General features: G+C 27.7%; 25 protein-coding genes. 5 read left to right on the forward strand and 20 right to left on the reverse strand.

All coding sequences use genetic code 4. From position 1 onward, the window contains the following. From SPLAT_RS03410 to SPLAT_RS03425, 4 genes are all read right to left on the reverse strand, one after another. Nucleotides 1-954: a hypothetical protein gene (locus tag SPLAT_RS03410; protein ID WP_168105014.1), complete on the reverse strand. Its 954-nt coding sequence runs from the start codon at nucleotides 952-954 to the stop codon at nucleotides 1-3. Continuing rightward, nucleotides 955-1,659, reverse strand: coding sequence for an ABC transporter ATP-binding protein (locus SPLAT_RS03415; RefSeq protein ID WP_168105015.1), 705 nt, complete (start codon nucleotides 1,657-1,659; stop codon nucleotides 955-957). A gap of 51 nt (nucleotides 1,660-1,710) precedes the next feature. Next, nucleotides 1,711-2,550 (reverse strand): Pr6Pr family membrane protein, encoded by an 840-nt coding sequence (locus SPLAT_RS03420; protein ID WP_168105016.1) that lies wholly within the window; start codon nucleotides 2,548-2,550, stop codon nucleotides 1,711-1,713. Between the two features lie 125 nt (nucleotides 2,551-2,675). Then, nucleotides 2,676-3,287, reverse strand: coding sequence for a deoxynucleoside kinase (locus SPLAT_RS03425; protein ID WP_168105017.1), 612 nt, complete (start codon nucleotides 3,285-3,287; stop codon nucleotides 2,676-2,678). A 176-nt stretch (nucleotides 3,288-3,463) separates the two neighbouring features. On the opposite strand from SPLAT_RS03425, the gene SPLAT_RS03430 reads away from it, so the two are divergent. Next, nucleotides 3,464-6,004 carry a vitamin B12-dependent ribonucleotide reductase gene (locus tag SPLAT_RS03430; protein WP_168105018.1) on the forward strand — a complete coding sequence of 847 codons (2,541 nt, stop codon included), beginning with the start codon at nucleotides 3,464-3,466 and terminating at the stop codon, nucleotides 6,002-6,004. A 105-nt stretch (nucleotides 6,005-6,109) separates the two neighbouring features. Here SPLAT_RS03430 and SPLAT_RS03435 read toward each other — a convergent pair whose 3' ends face one another. Next, on the reverse strand, nucleotides 6,110-6,316 hold the full coding sequence (locus SPLAT_RS03435) for a hypothetical protein (protein ID WP_168105019.1): 207 nt from the start codon (nucleotides 6,314-6,316) through the stop codon (nucleotides 6,110-6,112). A gap of 113 nt (nucleotides 6,317-6,429) precedes the next feature. Between SPLAT_RS03435 and SPLAT_RS03440 the strand changes: the two genes are divergently transcribed. The 4 genes from SPLAT_RS03440 to SPLAT_RS03455 all read left to right on the forward strand — a co-directional run bounded on the left by SPLAT_RS03440 (nucleotide 6,430) and on the right by SPLAT_RS03455 (nucleotide 8,868). Beyond that, nucleotides 6,430-6,762, forward strand: coding sequence for a DDE-type integrase/transposase/recombinase (locus SPLAT_RS03440; protein ID WP_168105283.1), 333 nt, complete (start codon nucleotides 6,430-6,432; stop codon nucleotides 6,760-6,762). A gap of 454 nt (nucleotides 6,763-7,216) precedes the next feature. After that, entirely contained in the window at nucleotides 7,217-7,684 is a 468-nt protein-coding gene (locus tag SPLAT_RS03445) for a hypothetical protein (RefSeq protein WP_168105020.1), read from the forward strand. After that, nucleotides 7,629-8,213, forward strand: a complete 585-nt coding sequence (locus SPLAT_RS03450) for a hypothetical protein (RefSeq protein WP_168105021.1) — start codon at nucleotides 7,629-7,631, stop codon at nucleotides 8,211-8,213. The genes SPLAT_RS03445 and SPLAT_RS03450 overlap by 56 nt, the downstream gene beginning before the upstream one ends. Nucleotides 8,214-8,394: 181 nt before the next feature. Continuing rightward, complete coding sequence (locus tag SPLAT_RS03455; protein ID WP_268833984.1) at nucleotides 8,395-8,868, forward strand: IS3 family transposase; 474 nt, start codon at nucleotides 8,395-8,397, stop codon at nucleotides 8,866-8,868. Between the two features lie 63 nt (nucleotides 8,869-8,931). On the opposite strand, the gene metG is transcribed toward SPLAT_RS03455, so the two are convergent. The 15 genes from metG to SPLAT_RS03530 form a co-directional block, all read right to left on the reverse strand. Continuing rightward, nucleotides 8,932-10,509, reverse strand: a complete 1,578-nt coding sequence (gene metG / locus SPLAT_RS03460; protein ID WP_168105022.1) for a methionine--tRNA ligase — start codon at nucleotides 10,507-10,509, stop codon at nucleotides 8,932-8,934. A gap of 15 nt (nucleotides 10,510-10,524) precedes the next feature. Then, entirely contained in the window at nucleotides 10,525-11,820 is a 1,296-nt protein-coding gene (gene purB, locus SPLAT_RS03465; protein WP_168105023.1) for an adenylosuccinate lyase, read from the reverse strand. A gap of 11 nt (nucleotides 11,821-11,831) precedes the next feature. Beyond that, a complete protein-coding gene (locus SPLAT_RS03470; RefSeq protein ID WP_168105024.1) occupies nucleotides 11,832-13,127 on the reverse strand; it encodes an adenylosuccinate synthase in 1,296 nt (431 codons plus the stop codon). Between the two features lie 25 nt (nucleotides 13,128-13,152). Beyond that, nucleotides 13,153-13,722 carry an aminoacyl-tRNA hydrolase gene (pth, locus tag SPLAT_RS03475; protein WP_168105025.1) on the reverse strand — a complete coding sequence of 190 codons (570 nt, stop codon included), beginning with the start codon at nucleotides 13,720-13,722 and terminating at the stop codon, nucleotides 13,153-13,155. A 13-nt stretch (nucleotides 13,723-13,735) separates the two neighbouring features. Continuing rightward, the gene (locus SPLAT_RS03480) at nucleotides 13,736-14,749 is read right to left on the reverse strand and encodes a ribose-phosphate diphosphokinase (protein ID WP_168105026.1); all 1,014 of its coding nucleotides are present in this window, start codon (nucleotides 14,747-14,749) and stop codon (nucleotides 13,736-13,738) included. 95 nt (nucleotides 14,750-14,844) lie between these two features. Continuing rightward, entirely contained in the window at nucleotides 14,845-15,675 is an 831-nt protein-coding gene (gene rsmA, locus SPLAT_RS03485; protein ID WP_168105027.1) for a 16S rRNA (adenine(1518)-N(6)/adenine(1519)-N(6))-dimethyltransferase RsmA, read from the reverse strand. A 26-nt stretch (nucleotides 15,676-15,701) separates the two neighbouring features. Beyond that, nucleotides 15,702-16,019, reverse strand: a complete 318-nt coding sequence (locus tag SPLAT_RS03490) for a hypothetical protein (RefSeq protein WP_168105028.1) — start codon at nucleotides 16,017-16,019, stop codon at nucleotides 15,702-15,704. A 12-nt stretch (nucleotides 16,020-16,031) separates the two neighbouring features. Further along, nucleotides 16,032-16,586, reverse strand: coding sequence for a DJ-1 family glyoxalase III (locus SPLAT_RS03495; RefSeq protein WP_168105029.1), 555 nt, complete (start codon nucleotides 16,584-16,586; stop codon nucleotides 16,032-16,034). Nucleotides 16,587-16,604: 18 nt separating this feature from the next. Next, nucleotides 16,605-17,426 carry a TatD family hydrolase gene (locus SPLAT_RS03500; protein WP_168105030.1) on the reverse strand — a complete coding sequence of 274 codons (822 nt, stop codon included), beginning with the start codon at nucleotides 17,424-17,426 and terminating at the stop codon, nucleotides 16,605-16,607. Nucleotides 17,427-17,443: 17 nt separating this feature from the next. Next, nucleotides 17,444-18,790: a tRNA uridine-5-carboxymethylaminomethyl(34) synthesis GTPase MnmE gene (mnmE, locus tag SPLAT_RS03505; protein WP_168105031.1), complete on the reverse strand. Its 1,347-nt coding sequence runs from the start codon at nucleotides 18,788-18,790 to the stop codon at nucleotides 17,444-17,446. Between the two features lie 50 nt (nucleotides 18,791-18,840). Then, nucleotides 18,841-19,434 carry a R3H domain-containing nucleic acid-binding protein gene (locus SPLAT_RS03510; protein WP_168105032.1) on the reverse strand — a complete coding sequence of 198 codons (594 nt, stop codon included), beginning with the start codon at nucleotides 19,432-19,434 and terminating at the stop codon, nucleotides 18,841-18,843. A 29-nt stretch (nucleotides 19,435-19,463) separates the two neighbouring features. Further along, nucleotides 19,464-20,663, reverse strand: a complete 1,200-nt coding sequence (gene yidC, locus SPLAT_RS03515) for a membrane protein insertase YidC (protein ID WP_168105033.1) — start codon at nucleotides 20,661-20,663, stop codon at nucleotides 19,464-19,466. A 1-nt stretch (nucleotide 20,664) separates the two neighbouring features. Beyond that, nucleotides 20,665-21,009: a ribonuclease P protein component gene (rnpA, locus tag SPLAT_RS03520; RefSeq protein ID WP_168105034.1), complete on the reverse strand. Its 345-nt coding sequence runs from the start codon at nucleotides 21,007-21,009 to the stop codon at nucleotides 20,665-20,667. Between the two features lie 35 nt (nucleotides 21,010-21,044). Continuing rightward, nucleotides 21,045-21,179 (reverse strand): 50S ribosomal protein L34, encoded by a 135-nt coding sequence (gene rpmH / locus SPLAT_RS03525; protein WP_168105035.1) that lies wholly within the window; start codon nucleotides 21,177-21,179, stop codon nucleotides 21,045-21,047. Nucleotides 21,180-21,367: 188 nt separating this feature from the next. Next, nucleotides 21,368-22,180, reverse strand: a complete 813-nt coding sequence (locus SPLAT_RS03530) for a tRNA (adenine-N1)-methyltransferase (protein WP_168105036.1) — start codon at nucleotides 22,178-22,180, stop codon at nucleotides 21,368-21,370. Nucleotides 22,181-22,432: the final 252 nt, after the last annotated feature.

Below are 22,432 nucleotides of genomic sequence, written 5' to 3' on the forward strand. Positions count from 1 at the left end.
CTAACCTCGATTATTTCATTTAAAAGTAATTAAAGAAAGTAAAAATAAACCTAAACAATATAGCAAGCTATTAATAATTGGCCAAGTGATACTTAAAAAACTAATTGTAATTTGCTTTGACCCAGGATTAGGTAAGAAATAATCTAAGTTACCTGCTGAAACAGCATAAAAAACTGTTCAAGCACCATATTTTTGTGGCACAAAATAACTAAAGATTATTAAAGGTTTGACACTTGCTAGCATCACTGGATTTAAAAATAAATCAGAAAAAACAAAAGTAACAATAATTACTAAAATTCCTAAACTTTGAATCAAAGCAATATTACGAAAAGCACCAGCAATTAAAGTTGCTAAGCCAATTGAACTAAGGATGACAGTCGAAATTCCTAAAAATAATCCTAATCAAGCATTAACAACTTCCTGAGTAGTTCCATAACTTAAAAAAGCAAACATTTCTAAAAATGGATTCTTAGTACTATTAAGTGCCTGAGCAAATAAAGTAACTAATGCTCCACAAAAAATTGTTGAAATCAAACCTAATAAATAACCAACAATTCAAATTGACAGCAAAAATTGTGACTTGCTTGTTCCAAGCAAATTAATTCTTTTTAAGAAAATTGAAGCTTTTCATTCAGAAATTAAATTATTTATTCCTAATATCAACCCAAAACCAGGAATTAATAAATAACCTGCAACTATTGGTGGTAAAGGCTGATTCACCCCCCCATATGATTGATAAGCAAAAACTACAATCAATAAAACTAAAGGAATAATAAAAACATAAATATAAATTTTTAAACTTTTAAAAACTGATGATAGTAGCAATCATAAATTTTTTCTTAAGAAAAAAATAAAATTTTCTGAATTACTTTTCATTTTTTTTCATTTAAGATTACTAATTTGTTTATTCAATCAAAGCTGCCAATTGATAAAACTATTTTTTATTTTTTTCATCTATTCACCACTTTGCCAATAATATTTTTCCATAAATATTCTAAGTGAACCATATTCACTAACAATGTCTTTTACTTTTAGATCATTAATAACCTTGCCATTTTCTAATAAAATAAAGCGATCACATAAATTTTCTACTTCTTCTGGAATATGAGAAATCATTAATAAAGTTTTATGTTTGTCATTTAAAAATTCTTTAAAAAAATTAATTAATTTTACTTGAATTTTTAAATCCAGACCAGTGATTAATTCATCAAGAATTAAAATTTCGGGATCATTGATAATTGCCAACATTGCATTGAAGCGTTGCTTTTCTCCACCAGAAAGATTATTTAAATGCTTATTATAAAATGCTTTAATACCAAAAATATCAATCAATTTTTTAATTTCTTCACTATTAGCTCTTTTGCCAACATAATACTTAATTATTGCTTTAGGAGTTACTCCTGCTGGTCAGTAACCTTCTTGAAATTGCAAACCAATTCTTTTAATCCGTATAGCATCACTGTTGATAGAAATTTTTCCTGAAGTTGGTTTAGTGATACCACAAATTAGTTCAATCAAAGTAGTTTTTCCTGAACCATTTGCACCAATTATTGCTATCCTTTCGCCTTTTAAAATCTTTAAACTAACATCACTAATAATTGATAACTTTCCTATTTTTTTATGAAGATTTTTAACTTCAATAACACAATCACTAATCATAATGTCTAAATTATAACATCAAACTAAAATTTTATAGTTTAAACTATTTCGTTATTTTTTCAATTTTTCAGTCTTAGTAAGAGGCTCTTTTTGTTCAATTAAAACTTGTTCATTTGTTACTTCGGCAACTTCTTTTTGAGCTAAAAGTTTTTTGTTAGCAATTTGTTTAAAGCGAAAATTGTTCACTCAAATATAAAGATGAATCAACAACAAAATAAAAATTAAAATCAAGAAAATTGCTAACCCAAAAACAAGAACACCATTTTGATGATAATTTAAAAAGAAATATGGAAAACAAGATGAACCACGATAGCCTTGTTGATAACGTAAGTCACCCCGAATCATCACAGCTGTTAGATACAAAACTGGATAAACCAAAATTAGTCAGATATATAATTTGTAGTATGTTTTATAAGAAATTTGATTCTTACCACTAATCAGTACAAAATAAACAATCATAATCACTGGAATAATGAAATGCAAGACAATTGTTTTGATTCAGGCATAAGCTTGAGACCAATAATTTTGTGTTCCTGCTTCTAAAATGTCACCAATCAAGCCTGTTCAAAAAACAAACATTGTTACAGTAATATAAACAGTTATTGCTAAAAGCAAATGAAAGTTAACCTTAAATTTCTTATCTAATCTCTCAGCAAGTAAAGTAAAAAATAAATAAATGACAACTAAATAATTAGTTTGTGTCGTAAAAAAAGAAAAATAAATACTTAATCTTTCTGTTGGGCTAATAAAACTAGAAGAACCAGACATTTGAGGATAGTAAATTGTGAAGACTAAATCACTAATCAAAAAAGCTGCAAAAACTAAAATTAAAGCTAAGATACTAAAAAAATATTTATTATTTTTAATAATAGAAAGTCATAATTTACTCATTCTCTCAACCCTTAATTTGTCCTCAATAAAATAACCCTTTAATTTTTTTATTATATCATTCATCAAGCATTGAGTGTTTTTTTATAATAACCCAGCATAAAAAATAGCATTAGCTAATTTCATAATTAACTACTGCTATTTTTTATTGTGGTGATAATTTCTTCAACAATTTCATCTGGATTCTTACTATTAGTATCTACTACTAAGAAAGGAAATTTATCCTTATTCTTTTGATATCATTCTTGATACTTTTGGTTCAATAATTCTCAATATCCAGAATCTACATGCTTCTCTGATTCTCGACCTCTTTGAACAATTCTTTTTATCGCGTTATCTGTTGTAACTTGTAAGTAAACAATTAAATCTGGTTTGATTTTTGGATCAAAATATAAAGATGAAACAACAACATGATTGTAAAAATCATAATAAACTTGATAGTCAACATCACTAATATTATTTTGTGCTTTTAAAACTTCAACAAAAATTGGATCTTCTAAAATGCTACGATCAAAGATAACATTCTCTTCATCAATTGCTGCTTTTAATTGTTTGCTTCGTGCCATCAACATAAATATTTGCATCTTAAAAGCAAACTCTTTTGGGTTACCATAAAAATCATCTAAATACGGATTATCTGCTACAGGTTCTTGCATCACCTTAAAATTTAACTTTTGTGCTAGCTTATCACTAATCGTACTTTTACCAACACCAACAACACCTGCTAAAACAATTTTCATGACTTCCTCCATTTTTTTAATGCGGTTAAATTATACCATTTTTACAACACTTTAAAATTTTCTTTTATGTCAAAAAAAGAAAAAAATACCTAATTCTAATTTCTTATCAAATTATCAATTTTTTTTCTTAAAATTTGATAGTATATTAATTACGAAAGACGGAGAAGGTAGATGAAATGTTATATGATAAGAAATTGGTTGAGAAATTAAATAAGGATTTAGTGCAACACTTTCCGCACTTAAAAACAATTGAAAAAAACTATCAAATTACCCACGAAGGTGTATCAAGAATGGTAATGCTTGATCGTTATTCACAAAAAGATAAAAATTTAAATACTTTAAAAATTGGTGATTTAGTTATCACAGTAATTAAAGAAGACCCAGTTTTTCCAACAAGAGCAATTGGATATGTAAGTGAACAAATTAATGAGCAAACTTATGCTGTAAAAATTGAAGAAGAATATGCTCTTTCAATTGACCCTAATTTAATTAAACTTTCTGGTAAAGCTGGATACGTTCATAAGCAAAAATATGAATTAGAAAAACCATTAGAATTATTTTATGAACAAATTGCTTATCGTGTTAGCAAAAGTCTATCTGCTCAAGAAGATACAGAAGAAAAACAAAAAGCACAACTAAATAATTTCTATCATGAATTAAAAAATCTTAACATTGTTCCTGCAGGAAGAGTTCTATATGGTGCCGGTAGCGATTCTGATGTTACTTTCTTTAATTGTTTTGTCATGCCTTTCATTAAAGACTCAAGAGAAGGAATTGCAAGCCATAGACAACAAGTAATGGAAATTATGTCTCATGGTGGTGGAGTTGGTTCCAATGGCTCTACTTTACGACCAAAAGGAACTATAGCTAAGAGTGTTGGTGGTAAATCATCAGGTTCAGTTTCTTGATTAAATGACCTTTCTACTTTAACTCATTTAGTTGAACAAGGCGGATCTCGTCGTGGAGCACAAATGATCATGCTTGCTGACTGACATCCTGACATCATTGAATTTATCATCTCAAAAATGCAAAATCCAAAAATTCTTCTATGATTGAAAGAAAACTCAAAATCAGAAATTATTCGTCAAGAAGCAACTAAAAAATTAAAATTTGAACCACTGTCAGAAGAAGAACACGAATCCTATCAAGCAATTTTAAACCATGAAGAATTATTTAAAGGTAACATCATCGAAAATGCTAAACAAAAATTAGCTTTAGGCGGTGAGTGAAAAGTTTTAAGAAAAAACTTCCTAACAGGAACTAATATTTCTATAACTATTTCTGATGAATTTATGCAAGCTGTTGGCAATAATGGTGATTGAGAATTAAGATTTCCCGATCTTGAAAACTACACAGTAACCCAAAAGCAAGGATACGATGAGAACTGAAATAAAATTGGTGACATCCATGAATGAGAAAAAATGGGTTACCCAATTAAAACTTATAAAACAATCAAAGCTAGTGACTTATGAGATCTAATTAACTTCTGTGCAACTTACTCAGCTGAACCAGGAATTTTCTTTATTGATAAAGCAAATGAAATGACTAATGCTCGTGCTTATGGCATGAAAGTTGTTGCAACTAACCCTTGTGGCGAACAACCACTAGCACCTTATTCAGTTTGTAATTTAGCTGCGATTAATTTAGCTAACTTTGTTGACAAAGAAACTCATGAAGTACTGTATCAAAAATTAAGTGACAGTGTCACTACATGTGTGCGCTTACAAGATAATGTGATTGATGCAACTCCTTATTTTTTAGAACCAAATAAAAAACAAGCACTTGGTGAAAGAAGAATTGGTCTTGGGGTAATGGGACTACATGACTTATTAATTTGAGCAAATCTAAAATATGGTTCAAAAGAAGCAAATGAAGTAACAAATAAAGTTTTTGAAACAATTTCTACTAGTGCCTATCGTGCTTCAATTGCCATTGCAAAAGAAAAAGGTTCATTTCCTTTTCTAGCAAGTCGTGAAGATTTCATCAACACAGGTTTTATGAAAACTATGCCTGAAGATATAAGAGCAGATATCTTAAAATATGGTATCCGTAATTCGCACTTACTAACAGTTGCTCCTACTGGTTCAACAGGAACTATGGTTGGTGTTTCAACTGGACTTGAACCTTACTTTGCCTTCTCATATTTTAGAAGTGGTCGTTTAGGAAAATTCATGGAAGTTAAGGCTAACATCGCTAAAGAATGATTGAACTATCATCCTGAATTCAAAGAAAAAGCACTTCCTGATATTTTTATCGCAGCAATGCAATTAGAACCTAAAGAACATGCTGATGTTCAATGTATCATTCAACGCTGAGTTGATTCATCAATCTCAAAAACAGTTAACGCACCTAAAGGCTACTCAGTAAAGCAAGTAGAAAAAATTTACTACAATCTCTACCTTGGTGGAGCTAAAGGTGGAACAGTTTATGTTGATGGTTCAAGAGACAGTCAAGTGCTTTCACTATCAGATGATGAAAGCAACCAACTGCAAGAACAAGTAAACTTAATTGACCTTGGTCTAACAGCAACACTAACTGCGGAATTTGAAGAAACATCTAAACCTGTCAAGCCAGGCTGACGAAGTGATCGCCAAGATCGTAAGATTGGAACCGATCTAGGAGACTTATGTCAAATGTGTAAAGAGGGTATCCTAGTTCTTTCATCAGGATGCTTCACTTGCAACAACTGTGGGATGCAAACTAAATGCGGTCTATAAAATTATTTTATTAATATAGTAAAACTCAACTTTTAATAATAAAATGCTTCGTGTGAATCTTTAGAAAAAAGTTTCCTGAAGCATTTTTTACTAAGCTATCATATATTATTTAAATTCAAAATAGATAAATAAAATCATTAAAAGCCAAGCAATTACTTGAGTCAAAGAAAAAACTCATGTAATAACATTTACACTAATAACTAATTCAGTTTCTGCAAAAAGAATCAAAAAAGGAATATTAGCAATTAAATTAGTCAATAAAGCATGAAACATCAAAACTCAATTTTTACCTTTAGCATTAAAATATGTCATAAAACTTTGAGTAGAAACATAAAAAATAAAAAATCAAATCATTTTTTGAAAAATAAAAAAACTACGATTAACTAAATCTGAATCATTTTTATTAAGAAAAGCAGTGAACGAATATTAGTGAAGAAAATAATATCAAATTAGTTATTGAAACATTAAAATCAGCACTATTACTTACAAATAAAGAAAAATTGAATGGTTTAATACTGCACTCTGATCAAGGATTTCAGTATACTTCCATTCAATATAAAAATGTATGCAAATCTTATGGACTAAATCCTTCTTATTCAAGAAAAGGAACACCATTAGATAATACAGTTATTGAAAGTTTCCATTCAATTCTTAAGAAAGAAACTATCTATAATAAGTTTATCAAAACAAAACACGATATGATTAATTTAATTCATGAATGAATAAACTTTTATCAATCATATCGTGTTAGACTATAATTAACTTTTTATTTTACTTGTCTACTTTATAGCTAGCACTCCAATGAACATAATGCACTTTTTTAATTGTAAATAATTTTTCTTCTGCTAAAATAATTGTGGAATAAATTTTATTTTTAATTAGCTTTGCAACAGATGATAACGAATTAAGAAAAATAAGATGAATTTAAAGGGTTATTTTTAATATTAGATATGAAAATGAAAATGAAATTACAACGATTACTTTTTGGGAAAAACACATGAATTTAGAACTAAGTTTTGAAAAAGTAATTAAAGATTAAGAATATTCCACAATTAAAAATCTCAATTAGGAGGTAGGGATGAACAAAAATTTGATCTTATTTTTTTATTTGCTTTATGTTATAATGAATCAAATAAATGAGTTAACAATTAATTACCATTATCAAAAAGTATTAAAAAAGGGGGATTGATCACAAGGTAGGGGGTATAGAGTATGTGAAATTGAATTTTAAAAGTTATTAATCCCTTTAATATTTATAAAATTTTTAAAGCAATTAAGTCGTGATGTGAAAAAAGAAAGAAAAAACATCAAGAAATAATTGATAATCAAGCACAAGTAGTAATTACTAGAAAAAAAATTGATGCTGATGCTAAAAAATCTAAAGAGTTTAGAAATACTGTTTTAGAGCTTGCGGATGGATCGGGAGCTGCAACCAATCAAAATAATTCTAAAAGATGACAAAAAGTTAAAAGTATATATTTAAAAGATGGTGATAAAGAATTTTCTATGAACTTTGACCAAGATGAATCTCAAACAATGAATGACAAAGAACAACAGTTGACAGATAATATTATTGACGAAACAAAAAGTACGAATGAAAAAGAGGTAAGTAGAGGGGAAAGCTATGGAACTAATTTTTACAACAAACCAAGAAAAATTGAAGAAAAGCATACTGAATAATTTTCAAATTGATTTATTGTATAAGTTAGTTACTGAGTACGTTAAATTAAGGTTTAAGGATAAAAATAAATTAAGCAATAAATATATAATTAATCAATTTGATTCATTAATACAATTTTTAGATATAGTTGATGGAAATTTGAACAAAAAGATTTATTTTGAAGATTATTTTAAACACGAAAAAAAGTATAATTTAAAATTACCTATAGATTTTAAAAAATTGGAAAATGAAATTATTGAAAGACCTTATTATAAACAAATTTTAAAAAAATGAATTTTTTTATATGTTCTTACAATTGATAAAAAAATTCAAGATGAAGTGTTTTTAGAAATTTATGATGCATTTGATAAGCATTATAATGAGAAACATTGTAAAGAAGAAACTATAAAAAAATATAGTTATCATCATAATGACATAATTAAATATCCAAATCCGAATCAAAAAACAATTAATAAAGTTAATAAAGAATTTAATAATCACCATTTTGATAAACTAAATAATTATTATGGTAATCGAACTTATGTTTAAAAAAGGCCTTAAGGCCTTTTTATTGTTTAATAATTATCTTATCAATCAGTTGTTTAGAACTCGGTAGTAGTATTTTATAATATGCTTCACCAATTTTTAAATTTTTTAGTTCATTTGGAAGAACAATATATTCTTCAACTTCCCTAATTATCAATCTCTAAAAAATTCTACCTTTAATTTATTACAAAGAAATTTCAAAGCTAATAAATCAAATGAAAAACGAGTAACTGCTATTACATATATTAGAATTCCATATGAACAAAAATATCTTTATTTAAGCACAATTATTGATTTATATAATCGTGAAATTATTGCTTACAAAATTAGTGAAGAAAATAATATCAAATTAGTTATTGAAACATTAAAATCAGCACTATTACTTACAAATAAAGAAAAATTGAATGGTTTAATACTGCACTCTAATCAAGGATTTCAGTATACTTCCATTCAATATAAAAATGTATGCAAATCTTATGGACTAAATCCTTCTTATTCAAGAAAAGGAACACCATTAGATAATGCAGTTATTGAAAGTTTCCATTCAATTCTTAAGAAAGAAACTATCTATAATAAGTTTATCAAAACAAAACACGATATGATTAATTTAATTCATGAATGAATAAACTTTTATCAATCATATCGTGTTAGACTATAATTAACTTTTTATTTTACTTGTCTACTTTATAGGTAGCACTCCACTTAACACTAAGTGACTTTTTTATTTGCTATTCAAATAATCTAATTCTACTTGGACATCTAAACGTTTAAATAATAATTCTTTCTTATCAACTTGACTACCAGCAATGCTATTCAAATCGAACTCAGGACTTAAAGTGCTAGTTGGTTGAACTCCTAATTGCTCTTGCATCTTACTAGATGCATCAACTAAAATCGGTGCTAGTAAAATACTGATGATCATCAATCCATTAGCAAATAAATTTAGAACATTATTCAATTCTGCTGTTTGTTGGTTTTTAAATAAATCTCATGGCTTGATGTCATCAATCAATTTGTTCAACTTGGCAATCAACTTTCAAACAACTTCAACTGCATCAGTTACTTGATATTGATCCATAGTAATTTGAAAATCTTTGATTGTTGTTTGGAAATCAAAAATTAACTCACTTTGATACTTTTTAATTTCTTTGTTCTCAAACTTAGGAATTTTACTATCTGAATACTTACTAATCATCGTTAGGATACGAGACAATAAGTTTCCTAAATCATTCACTAAATAAGCATTGAAAAAATTTAAAAATCCTTCATGACTATATTTTCCATCTGAACCAAAACTAATTTCTTTAATTAAGAAACAACGTAAAGCATCGGCACTATAGCGTTCAATCAAAATTCTTGGATCAATAATATTACCTTTTGACTTTGACATCTTACCTTCATCATTGATGATTCATCCATGTGACAAAATACTGTTTGGTTGTCTTAAATTTAAACTCATCAATAAGATTGGTCAGTAAATAGTATGAAATCTTGTGATCTCCTTACCAAGTAACTGGACAATCTCACATTCTTCATCAACTCAAAATTTTTGAAAATTGCTATCATCTATTTGCAAGTAACCAAGCGCAGATAAATAGTTACTCAATGCATCAATCCACACGTAAACAACATGCTTAGGATTCTCTAACACTGGAACACCTCAAGTGAAACTAGTACGAGTGACACTTAAATCAGTTAGTCCAGGTTTAATGAAATTATTGATCATTTCATTTTTTCTACTTTCAGGAAAAATAAAAGTAGGATGCTCTTGATAGTAAGCTAAAAGCTTTTGACTATAAGCACTAATCTTAAAGAAATATGATTCTTCTGCTAACTCAATTAGCTTACCACCACAATTTTTACAAGTGTTAGTTGCCTTATCAATTTGTAAGTCAGTAACAAACTCTTCATCAGAAACACAATATCATCCTTGATACTTGTCTAAATAAATGTCACCTTGTTTCAGTAAGGTACTAAAAATCTTTTGCACAGTAATGATATGGCTTTCATCAGTTGTTCTAATGAAATGCGTATAGTCAATTTTTAATTTAGCTCATAAATCTTTAAACTCAGCAACAATCTGATCAACAAATGCTTTTGGTTCAAGATTTTTTGCTGCTGCTGACTTAGCAATTTTTTGACCATGTTCATCTGAACCAGTTAAGAAAAAAACTTCATAGCCTTGACTTTTTTTATAACGCGCCAAAATATCAGCAATCGTTGTTGTGTAGGCATGACCTAAATGTAAAATATTGCTAGGATAATAAATTGGAGTTGTAACATAAAAACGTTTAGCCATTTTCTACTCTTTCTTCTATTTAAATACTTTGTTGAAAATGTAATCAACATTACTTAGAAATTGCTTTTCATTATAACATTGATTTAACTGTTCGTCAGATAAATATTTATCAACACCATTTTCTTTTAGTACTATTTTAAAATCCTGATTTTCTTTTTGTGCTGTTAGCGTAACTTTTTGCACAAAATCATAAGCTTCTTCTCTTGTTAGCTCAGGATTATTTTTAATTATTGCTAGCAACACTGGTTGAGAAAAATAAATGTTATTTGCTTGCTTTAAATTATCATTCATTGCTTGGGTGTTGACAACTAAGTTTGTTAGCAATTCTGTCATCCTCTTAGCAATAAAATCTAGACTATGATAGACATCAGGAAAGATGATTCTTTCGTTAGAACTATGCGAGATATCACGTTCGTATCATAGTAAATTATTTTCATAGCCAACACTAACATAACTACGAATTAATCTTGCTAGACCCATAATATTTTCTGAAGCAATTGGATTTTTTTTATGTGGCATGGAACTTGAACCTTTTTGTTCATTTGAAAATCCCTCTAGTAATTCGTTGACTTCACTACGTTGACTTAAACGAATTTCTAAAGCAATCTTTTCAATTGTTGAAGCAATGTTAGCTAAAGTTGCTAACAAGAAAGCATGACGGTCTCTTTGCACAACTTGTGTGGCACAACTATCTACTTTCATATCTCAACTTTGAGCAACTATCTCACTTACTTTTGGTGACACATGAGCAAAATTACCAACTGAACCAGTAATCTTCACTACTTCAATTTGTTCTCTTGCTAATTTAAAACGTGCTATTTGACGATTAAGTTCATCGTATCATAAAGCAAACTTTAAACCTAAACTAGTAGGTTCAGCAAAAATACCATGGGTACGACCAATAATTAATTGTTCTTTATATTTCATTGCTAAATCTTTTAATTGCTTTTGTAAGGCTACTAAATCACCATCAATAATTTGATTAGCTAACTTAATTTGATAATTTTGCACACTATCAACCATATCAGTTGAAGTCAAGCCATAATGAATTCAACGACTTTCACTTTGTAAATTAGCACTTAACATTCTTGTGAAAGCAACAACATCATGTTTTAATTGTTGTTCTAATTTATCCATCAAAGGTAAATCTAATTTAGTATTTGCTTTAATTTTAGAAAAATCATCTTCGCTAATAATATTTAATTCTTTTAAAGCTTGACAAACATCAATTTGAAATTTTAATCATAAAGTAAAACGATTTTCTTTACTTCAAATCTTTGTCATCTCTTCTGTAATATAACGATCAATCATAATTAGCCTCCTTACTGAACTAAGATTGTTTGGGTTCTGTTTGGTCCAACTGAAAACATAGTAATTGGCACACCAACAAGTTCACTAATTTTCTTTAAATAGTTTTGAGCATTAATTGGTAGTTGATCAAAACTAGTAACCTTAGTGATGTCTTCAGTTCAACCTGGCATAGTAATGAATTGCGGCTGACATTGAGCAAAATTCTTAATTTGACTAGGAACGTATTTAATTTCTTGATTATTTAATAAGTAACTAGTACAAATCTTTAATTCCTTTATTCCTGACAGTACATCTAGTAACATAATCGCTAAACCTGTAAAGCCATTAATTTCAGCACTATACTTTAAAATCACAGCATCAAATCAACCAATTCTTCTTGGACGTTTTGAAACTGTTCCATATTCGTTACCAACTTCACGAATTGTTCTTGCAATTTCATCTTCAAATTCTGTTGGAAAAACTCCTTCACCCACTCTTGTATTGTAGGCTTTTGTAATGCCAATGATGTTTGTTACTGCTTTTAAACACAAACCTGTACCTGTTGCAATTGAACTGGCAATTGGATGAGAAGAAGTAACAAATGGATAAGTTCCATGATCTAAATCAAGTAAACTTCCTTGTGCTCCTTCAAACAACACAATTTGATTTGCTTTTACTTTTTCATCTAATAAAACTCTTGTATCAGTAATATAGTTTTGAAATTGTGGTAGTAATTCATTAAAAATACGATCAGTAATTTTTGTAACATCAAAAGTTTCTTGACAGTTGTACACCAACTTTAAGATCTTATTTTTATGTTCAACATTAAATGTTAGTTTCTTGACAAATTCTTCTTTGTCAAGTAAATCACCAATTCTGATGCCAACACGATTCATCTTATCAGCGTAGCAAGGCCCAATCCCTTTTTTTGTTGTTCCAATTGCTTGCTCTTTTCGAGCTAATTCTTGACATTCATCTAAGGCAGAATGATAAGGAAAAATAATATGAGCACGATCAGAAATTTTTAAATTCTCACAGCTGTAGCCATTTTCTTTTAAATAGTTGATCTCACTAACTAGCTTCTCTAAGTTGACAACACAACCATTAGCTATCACACAAGTAACTTTTTGATTAAAAATTCCTGAGGGAATAATACTCAATTTAAATTTTTTGTTGTCAAAAACAATCGTGTGTCCAGCGTTATCTCCACCACTTCAACGAACAATCACATCAGCATTTTGAGCAAAGTAATCTGTAATTTTTCCCTTACCTTCATCACCCCATTGACTCCCAATAACAGCAGTTGTTTGATATTTTGTTTCTAACATTATTTTTCCTCTTTCATTTTTTTACTTAAAATTGTTGATTGTTAAATTTATTCATTAGATTAGTAATGTTGTCATCTTTCAATCAAGTTAGAATTGCATCAACAAAAAACTTTTCATTATTGTTGATAAGTAACAATTCTTGATAATCAAAATTGCTTAGAACTCAGTCAACAGTACTAAACTTAGCATTTCTACCAACACCAATTCTCAAACGCATTAAATCTTTTGCTTTTGTTTTTTCAAAAATATCAGTAAGACCATTATGGCCAGCTGCTGATCCTTTATTTTTAAATTGAATGCGACCAAAAGGTAAATCAATCTCATCATGAATAATCAGAACATCTTCTGATTTAATTTTAAAATAATTCATAAAACTAACAACACAACTACCAGATAAATTCATAAATGTTAAAGGCTTTAATAAGATAACATCTTGACTTTTATATTTTGTCTTAACAAACTCACCATCAAATTTATGTTGTTTTAGTGAAACCTTTAGTTCCTTGCTTAAACTATCAAGAACAATAAATCCAGCATTATGTCGCGTTAACTCATATTTTTTTCCTGGATTGCCTAATCCAACAATCAATTTCATTGTTTTAATTCCTTTATTTACTATCACTTATTTTTTTAACTTCAGTAATTAAAGTTTCAGTTTTACCATCATAAACTGCCGTTAGTGATTCATTATTAATTGAAGCATTAATCATATCCGCAATAAACCCAGCAATTGAGATAACTTTTAAACCATCAAATTGCTTTTCATTAACAATACTAATTGTATCTGTCACAACAACTTGATTAATTGTTCCTTCTTTAATTACTTGCGTAAACTTTTGTGCTGCATCAACACTAAAAAGACCATGCGTTGCTAGAATATGAATTGATTTAGCACCATGTTGTTTGATTGCTTTTGCTGCATTAATAATTGTTCCACCTGTATCAATCATGTCATCAATAATGATAGCATTCTTATCCTTGACATCACCAAGCACAAACTCTACAGTACTTTCATTTGGCTTTGCTCTTCTTTTATCAATAACTGCTAAACCACAATTAAGAAAATTACCCAATCTTCTTGCACGAGTAACACCACCATGATCGGGAGAAACAACAACTAAATCTTCCATATTTTGTTGAATAATGTAAGCAGCTAAATCTTGTGTTGCTCTTAAATCATCAACTGGAATATCAAAATATCCTTGCTCTTGTGGAGAATGTAAATCAACAGTCATCAAACGATTGATGCCTGCTGTAACTAATAAATTAGCAATTAATTTACATGTAATTGGTTGACGACCTGTCATTTTACGATCTTGGCGTGCATACCCAAAGTAAGGAATGACAGCATGAATCTTAGCTGCTGATGCTCGCATTAAAGCATCAATTGTAATTAATAATTCCATTAAATTTTCGTTGACTGATGGTGATGTTGATTGAATTAAATAAACTTCCTTGCCACGCACTGAAGTTTTTAATTGAATATTAAATTCACCATCAGCAAAACGGCTGACCTCAATTTCTCCTGGTTTGATATTTAATTTCTGACAAACTAATTCACTAAATTCTTTACTTGCACTTAATCCCAAAACAACAACATTATCTTTTTCTAAACCACTCATCAATTATTCCTTTCTTTGTTTGTCTAATCAACTTTTTTGTCTAATTTCATTATACTAATAAAACAACAATTATTTTTAAATTAAAATTATTTTAATTAGATTTTATCCTTTAAAATTAAAAATAATTCGTAAAACATTTTAAAAGTTAGATTCTCAGCTCTAATTGTTAGTGGTCAATTTAATGAAGCCAATAATGCAATAGCTTGATCTTTTGGTAGATATGCTGTTAGATTATTAATTAAAGTTTTTCGTTTACTAGCAAAGCATGAACGAACAAAAAATCAAAATTGCTTTTCATTTTCTAAAGTAACACTATCACGTACTTCAAACAAAACAACACTACTAGTAACTTTAGGTGCTGGAAAGAATGATTGTGGTTTGACATCAAACATCACTTTAACTTGACAATAAAACTGACACATAACAGATAAGTTGCTATAACTTTTTGTTCCAATTTCAGCATTTAATCTTTGAGCAACTTCTTTTTGCATCATCAGAACAAACGCAGAAAAAAATTGAATATTTTCTAGTAACTTTAAAATAATTGGTGAAGTTAGATAGTAAGGTAAATTTGCAATCACAACAATATCCTTATCACCATCAAATTCATTTTCAATCAAACCTGCTAAACTTAACTTTAAAAAATCATAGTTAATAATTGTTAAATTTTTAGTATCCTTAAATTCTTGCTCTAAATAAGCACCTAGCTTCTTATCAATTTCTACTGTAACAACTTTTTTAGCCTTCGCAACTAAAAATTTTGTTAGATGACCCAACCCAGTACCAATCTCAATGACATTTTTATTTTCAATATCAGTCACACTAGCAATTTTTTTAATGATGTTCTTATCAAATAAAAAATTTTGGCCAAAGCCTTTAATTGGATGTAAATTGTTTTCTGCTAAAATTGCCTTAACTTCTTTCATAAATTCAACCTCAAAAATAAAAAATTTTAAGTGTTATTCTCAAAATTTTTTATCAACGCTCTTTTAGTTTTAAAATAAAAACTTAAAATCATAATCCCTGGCACTAATCCAGCAAACAAACCAATCAACCCAACAAAAAATATTCTTCTTTTTGGATTCAACAGCATCAGAACAGAAAATGAAAAAACAATAATTTCAATTAACGCAATCACAACTAAAAATGTAATCCACATCATTGATAAGTTACTAATAAATGCATAAATAATTGAAAGCACAAAAAAACCTGCTGAAAAAAGCATTCCAATTATTGCTGAAAATCTTAAATAACTCTCATTTACTGCCATATCTATTTCCTTCTAAAATTCTAGTGCTTGCTTTACTTCATCAGCACTTGCTTTATTTAATAAAATGCTAACAATTTTCAAAGCAAATTGAAAAGCACAACCAATTGATTTCCCTGTAATAATGTTACCACTAACAACAACTGGTTCACTAGTTTTAATTGCTTTATCTAATCCTTGATCGCAACCCGGATAAAAAGTTACTTTTTTATTGTCTAATAAATTTAATTGGCCTAAAATTTGTGGTGCTGCACAAATTGCTGCTACTAATTTATTTTCATCATTACTAAACTCAACTAATTTATCTTTTAATAGTTGTACTTGATTTAAATTTTCTACTCCTGTACTGCCCCCAGGCAAAATTAAAATCTTGTAATCAGAAAAATTAATTGTTTGAATTATTTTGTCACATTTAATTTCAACGTTATGACTTGATTTTACTAAAAGTTCTTCAGTAACACTAACTAAGTCAACAGTAATTTTTGCTCTTCTTAAAAGATCAATTGTGATGATAGCTTCACCCATTTCATAGCCTGTTGCTAGAAATATTGCTGCTTTGATGTCACTCATAATTTTCACCTTATCTTGTTATTTTAAATTAAATAAAGTTATCGCATTCTCATTAGTTATTTTACGAATATTTTGTTCTGGTAGACTTTTTAAGTCTGCAATTTTTCTGACAGTAAAAACAATGTTAACTGGATAATTAATTGTTAGACCTGTCATTTTATCAGGCTTTCTGCCTCTAAGAGGCTCGGGAGTTAAATAAGGAGCATCTGTTTCAACTAAAATACGATTATTAGGAATATGTTTTGCTACTTCTTGTAAGTCTTTAGCATTTTTATAAGTAACATTACCAGCAAAAGAAACATAAAAACCTAACTTTAAAAATTTTTGAGCAATCTCAGTTGTCCCAGTGAAACAATGCAAAATACCTTTAGTAATTTTTTCTGTTTTGATAATTTGATAAGCATCATCAAAAGCATTACGAATATGTAATAAAACTGGTAAATCAAATTTTTTTGCTATTTTTAATTGTTCAATAAATCATTTTTTTTGCACTTCAGGATCAGCATTTTTATGAAAATAATCTAAACCAATCTCACCAATAGCAATTACATCCCCTGTTTGTACTAATTTTGTTAGTTGCTTAATTGTTTCTTTATCACAAGTTTCAGCTTCTGTTGGATGGATTCCAACTGCAGCATAAATTTTTGGAATATTTTTATCTTCTTTATATTGATAAACTTGACTGACTGCTTGATTACTAGTTTTTAAATCATAAGAAACATTAAGAATACTGCCAATACCAGCAAAAAAAGCATTATTCAAAATATTCATCATATCTTCTTCTTCATAATGCTCTGACATTAGATGACAATGTGTATCAAAAATTCCATTATTTACCATTAGTTCTCCCCTTAATTTTATTTTCCCAAACAAAATCGTTTGAAAATTTCATCAATTAAATTAATTTGGTTATCTTTTCCTTGAATTGATAATAATAAATTTCAGGCTTTTTGTAAATAAACAACAACTAAATCAACTGAAACTCCATTTTTTAATTCTTCACTAGCTTGACTGATATTACTTTCAATCTCATCTAAATATGCTAATTGTCTAGTGTTAGTTAAGAGTAACTCATTATTAAAGTCAATTTTAGTTGTCACAACTTTATTTTTAATTGCTTGAATTAAATTATTGATGTCTTGCTTTAAAGCACTAATTTTAATAGTACCCTCCATTTGTAATTTTAACCCTAAATCAGTTTTATTAACAGCAATAATATAATTTTTATCTGCAATCAATTTTAATAAATCATAATCTTCTTTTGTTAGCTCTTTTGACCCATCAACAACTAAAATTATCAATTGTGCCTTAGCAATTATTGCCTTACTTTTAGCAATACCAATTTTTTCAATTTGATCTTCTGTTTCTCTAATTCCTGCTGTATCAATTAAATTCAAACTAAAGTCACCAAGATTAATTTTTCCTTCAACTAAATCTCTAGTTGTACCTTGAATTTCTGAAACAATTGCTTTATCTTCTTTCAATAAAGCATTTAGTAAAGAAGACTTACCAACATTTGGCTTACCAATAATTGCTGTCTCAACACCATTTTTAATAATTTGTGTAATTTCACTATGTTCTTTAATTGTTTTAATTTTTGTTAGAAATTGATCTACTGCAGTTGTCATACTTTCATCAGTAACTGCTTCGATATCATTATACTCAGGATAGTCAATGTTGACATTCACTTGAGCTATCAAAGCTAGTAAGTCATCTGATAAATTATTGATTAAGTTTGTTGTAAAACTACCAAGACTATTAATTGCTGTTTTTAAAGTTGCATCGTTCTCAGCAAAAATTAAATCATTAATTGCTTCTGCTTGGACTAAATTAATTTTATTATTTAAATAAGCACGCTTACTAAACTCACCTCGTTCAGCCATTCTCATCCCTAAATTAAGCAATAATTTAATAATTTTTTGTGTAACTAAAATCCCACCATGACAATTAATTTCAATACTATCTTCACCAGTAAAAGATTTAGGTGCTTTGTAACACGCTAAAACTACTTCATCAATCTTGTTACCTTTTCCATCATGAATATAACCATTAATTAAAGTGTAGCCTTTTTGTTGCTTAATATCTTTGCTAAAAACTTTGTCAACTAAACTATAAGTATCAGAACCAGAAATTCTGATGATGCTAATTGATTGGTTGACTAAAGCTGAAGCACTTGCAACAATTGTATCGTTAATATATTTCATATTGATTCACCAAATTAAAGCCTAAGGTTCTCCTTAGGCTAAATTACTAATTATTCTTCTGCTTTAAGTACAATATGGCGCAGAAAACCATTTCCTTGTGAGAAACTTGAAAAACCTTCAATACTCTTAACTAACTCATGCACTATTTTTCTTTGATCATTAGGCATTGGTTTGAAATGAAATGGTTTATCAGTTTCTTTAATATTTTTAATTGCAAAATAAATTTGTTTCTTTAAAAAATATTTTTGATTGTGCAAATGATTGTTGACATTAATTGAAACTTGATATCATTTAGCAAATTTGCTAAAGATGTAACTAATTAATAAATTTTGAATTGCACTAATAACATAGCCGTATTTTTTTAATAATAAAGAATTTTCTTTTTCATAAATAACTTTTAGATAAAAACGATTATCGTTTAAATATATTTTTTGTTGAACATCCTCGATAGCAAAAATTTCTAAAATTTTATGAAACTGAGCTACTAAATATTCTTCAACATCCTTATTACTAAAAACTAAAATTTTACTTGTTGTACGAAATAAACTTTTTTCACTACTTAACAACTTATAAAAAGTTTCTTGATCTAATTCTTTAATAAAATTATCTAACTCAATTTGTTTTTTAAAAATTTTTACTTCCATTAGTTCACCCACATCAAAATATAATCTAATTAATATTTTAAACTAATTTTAGCTTTTTTGGGTTTTTGTCTCTGATTAATTTTTGTAATTTTGTTAAACTGATTTTTAATTTTTGTACTAAAAGATTCTTGAATTGTTCCTTTTCTTTTATAACGATTTCTTTTTTGTTTGTTATAGTAATGGAATCCAAGTGTTTGAATAATTTGAATTCCACCAGAAATAATTCAGTAAATTCCTACCCCAGAAGGAGTACCAAAAACAAAGGCAGTAAATAAAACAATAAATACTGATTGAATGATAACTTGCTTTTTCATTGCTGCTTTTGATTCTTTTGTTTTTACTTTTTGTCGAGAACGATTTAAAAACATTGGTAGCAACATTGAAGTTAATTGAATTGGTAAGTAAACAACAACAATCACTAAATAAATTCATTCTCCATGAGTTATCATTGATCAAGGAGTTTCAATTAATTTAATTAATCCAATTTGTGTTGTTTTTAATAATGTTGTTGACTTAATCACAGTAAACATTGCAGTTAAAAATGGAATTGATAAAAACATTGGAATGAAAGAAGCAATTGGATTAATTCCTTCTTTTTTATAAATACCCATTAATTCCATTTGCATTTTTTGTTTTGCTTGGGGATCACGCGAATATTTATATTTTGCCTGAATTTCAGATGTTTTTAATTGGATGGCCTGCATTTTTTCTTGATTTTGTTGCGCTTTAAATGTAAACACTAAAGTAATCATTTTAATAATTAAAGTTGTAAATAATATCGCAAAAAGAACTGCAACAGGATTAACTATATTTGTATAACCACCACTCATGCCATGAGCAATATTTACTAGAAGCCAAGCAATAGGATAAACAAATAAACCATAAAATGGTGATTTAGTTTCAGCTCAAGCTTGTCCTCAAGTACTAATTCCATTAAATGAATATTCATAAATTGCGCCATTTTCAAAATGAAATACATGGTGCTTAAAAACTCCATCAGTTCCAATTAATAATTCAAAAAAAACAGCAGCAATGTTATGCTTTTGAAAATCATAAAGTGAAACAACTGAACTAGTAGCAACATTAGAGTCACCCATCATTTGTCCACAGCCTCAAATTGTTGAAACTAACAAAAATGTTCCTAAAACAATTTTTGTTCATTTTCAAGTTATTTTTAACCATTGAGTTTTCTTTTGTTCTTCAGGAAATAAAAATTGCTTATATCTCATTTTATTTATTTTCCTCTTTCATTGAAACCTTTTTTAAAAGGTTAAGTAAAGAAATCTTATTAGTATTATAATCATTATTTAAATAATTTTTTTTCACCATAACCACAATATCAATTGATCATTCTTTTTTAACATCATTCAACATATGTTTAATTTGACGTTTAATTTTATTACGAATAAAAGCTTTATTAACTCGCTTTTTAGGTACTGAAATTCCAACTCGAATTGTACCTTTATCATTACGATAAAAATAATAAATAAAAAATTCCTGATTAGATACATATTTGCCATTAACAATCAATTTTTCAAATTGATAATTTTTTAATAAGCGATATTTTTTCTTCATTATTTCACCTAATTATTTTTATCAACTTTAATTGATTAAGCTGTTAATCTTTTACGACCTTTTCTTCTTCTTCTACTAATTAAATTTTGTCCAGTTGGTGAACTCATACGAGCAAAAAATCCGTGAGTTCTTTTATGTTTAATTTTACTTGGATTATATGTTGGTTTCATTTTTTTCTCCTTTTTTATATAATCATTTTTTAAAAAATAATTTATCTTAAATTAATGAACTATTAAAGTAATTATATTTTTAATAATATCAATAATAAGTTTACCAAAAAAAGTATATTCTTAAAAATATTTTACAATTAATTTTATAATTATAATCCTAATAATTCAATGACTTTTAAATAATTTTACTATCTTTCTATTATTTGACGAATTTTTAATTTACTCATTTTTTTTAATTCTTTGTCTGCAATTTTTTCTGCAAAAAGATAAAAAGCAGTATGACCTTTAAAAATATCTGCTGGCCTTGTACTTCGTTCTCGAACATAAATTGTTCTTTCAATTAATTCTTTACAACGAATTCTAGTAAATCCAAACTCATTTAAAGCATTAGCTGTTTCTTTCACTTGTTCAAAAGTTGGACAAAGTAAACCAACAGTATGACCGTCTTTTAATAAAATACGTGCTTCTTTAAGTAAAGTTCATGGTTCAGGAATATCAATAAACAAAGCATCAGCTGGACTAAGTTTAATTTTTTCTTTTGCTAAATCAATAATATGTCATGTTGTATTATTAAATTCACTATATAAATTAAAATTATTTTTTCCTTGATCTTGTTTTTCCTTACTAATATCAATGCTATCAATTTTTCCTTTAGCTCCAACAATATTTGCCAAAGTAAAAGTCAAAGCACCACTACCTGTACCAATTTCAATTATTTTTTTTCCTGAACTAATACCAAGCTCAGTAACTATCATTCCTCAATCTTTAGGGTAAACAATTGTTGTTGATCTAGTAACTTTCAACATTTTATCTGCCAAGTTTGCATGTAAAATAATAAAATTTTCATCTCTATTAGTTGTAACAATTTGACCATACTTTAATAATTTAGGAAATTTTATTATTCCTTTATGAGTTGAAAATTCCATTTCTGATTGGAAAATAATTTTAAATTGCATTTTTGGATTAAATAAGATAATTAATTCATTATTTTTAACTTTCATAAGTTTCCTCTTTTATTTCAAATATTATCAATTATAACATTTAATAAAGCAGTTATTCACATTAAAAACAAATTATTATTCTTATTTGGTATAACTTTTTCTATATTACTTAATATTTTTTATAATTAAAAAAATACAAAAGTTTTATTCAACGCTTTAATAATAATTTAGATATAATAAGATTAATTTTCAAATAAGAAAAAGTTTTCAACATTTATCCACATTTTATTCACATTAAGTTAGAGGTACCCT

The organism is Spiroplasma platyhelix PALS-1, assembly GCF_021496725.1.
Lineage (GTDB): Bacteria > Bacillota_I > Bacilli_A > Mycoplasmatales > VBWQ01 > Spiroplasma_D > Spiroplasma_D platyhelix.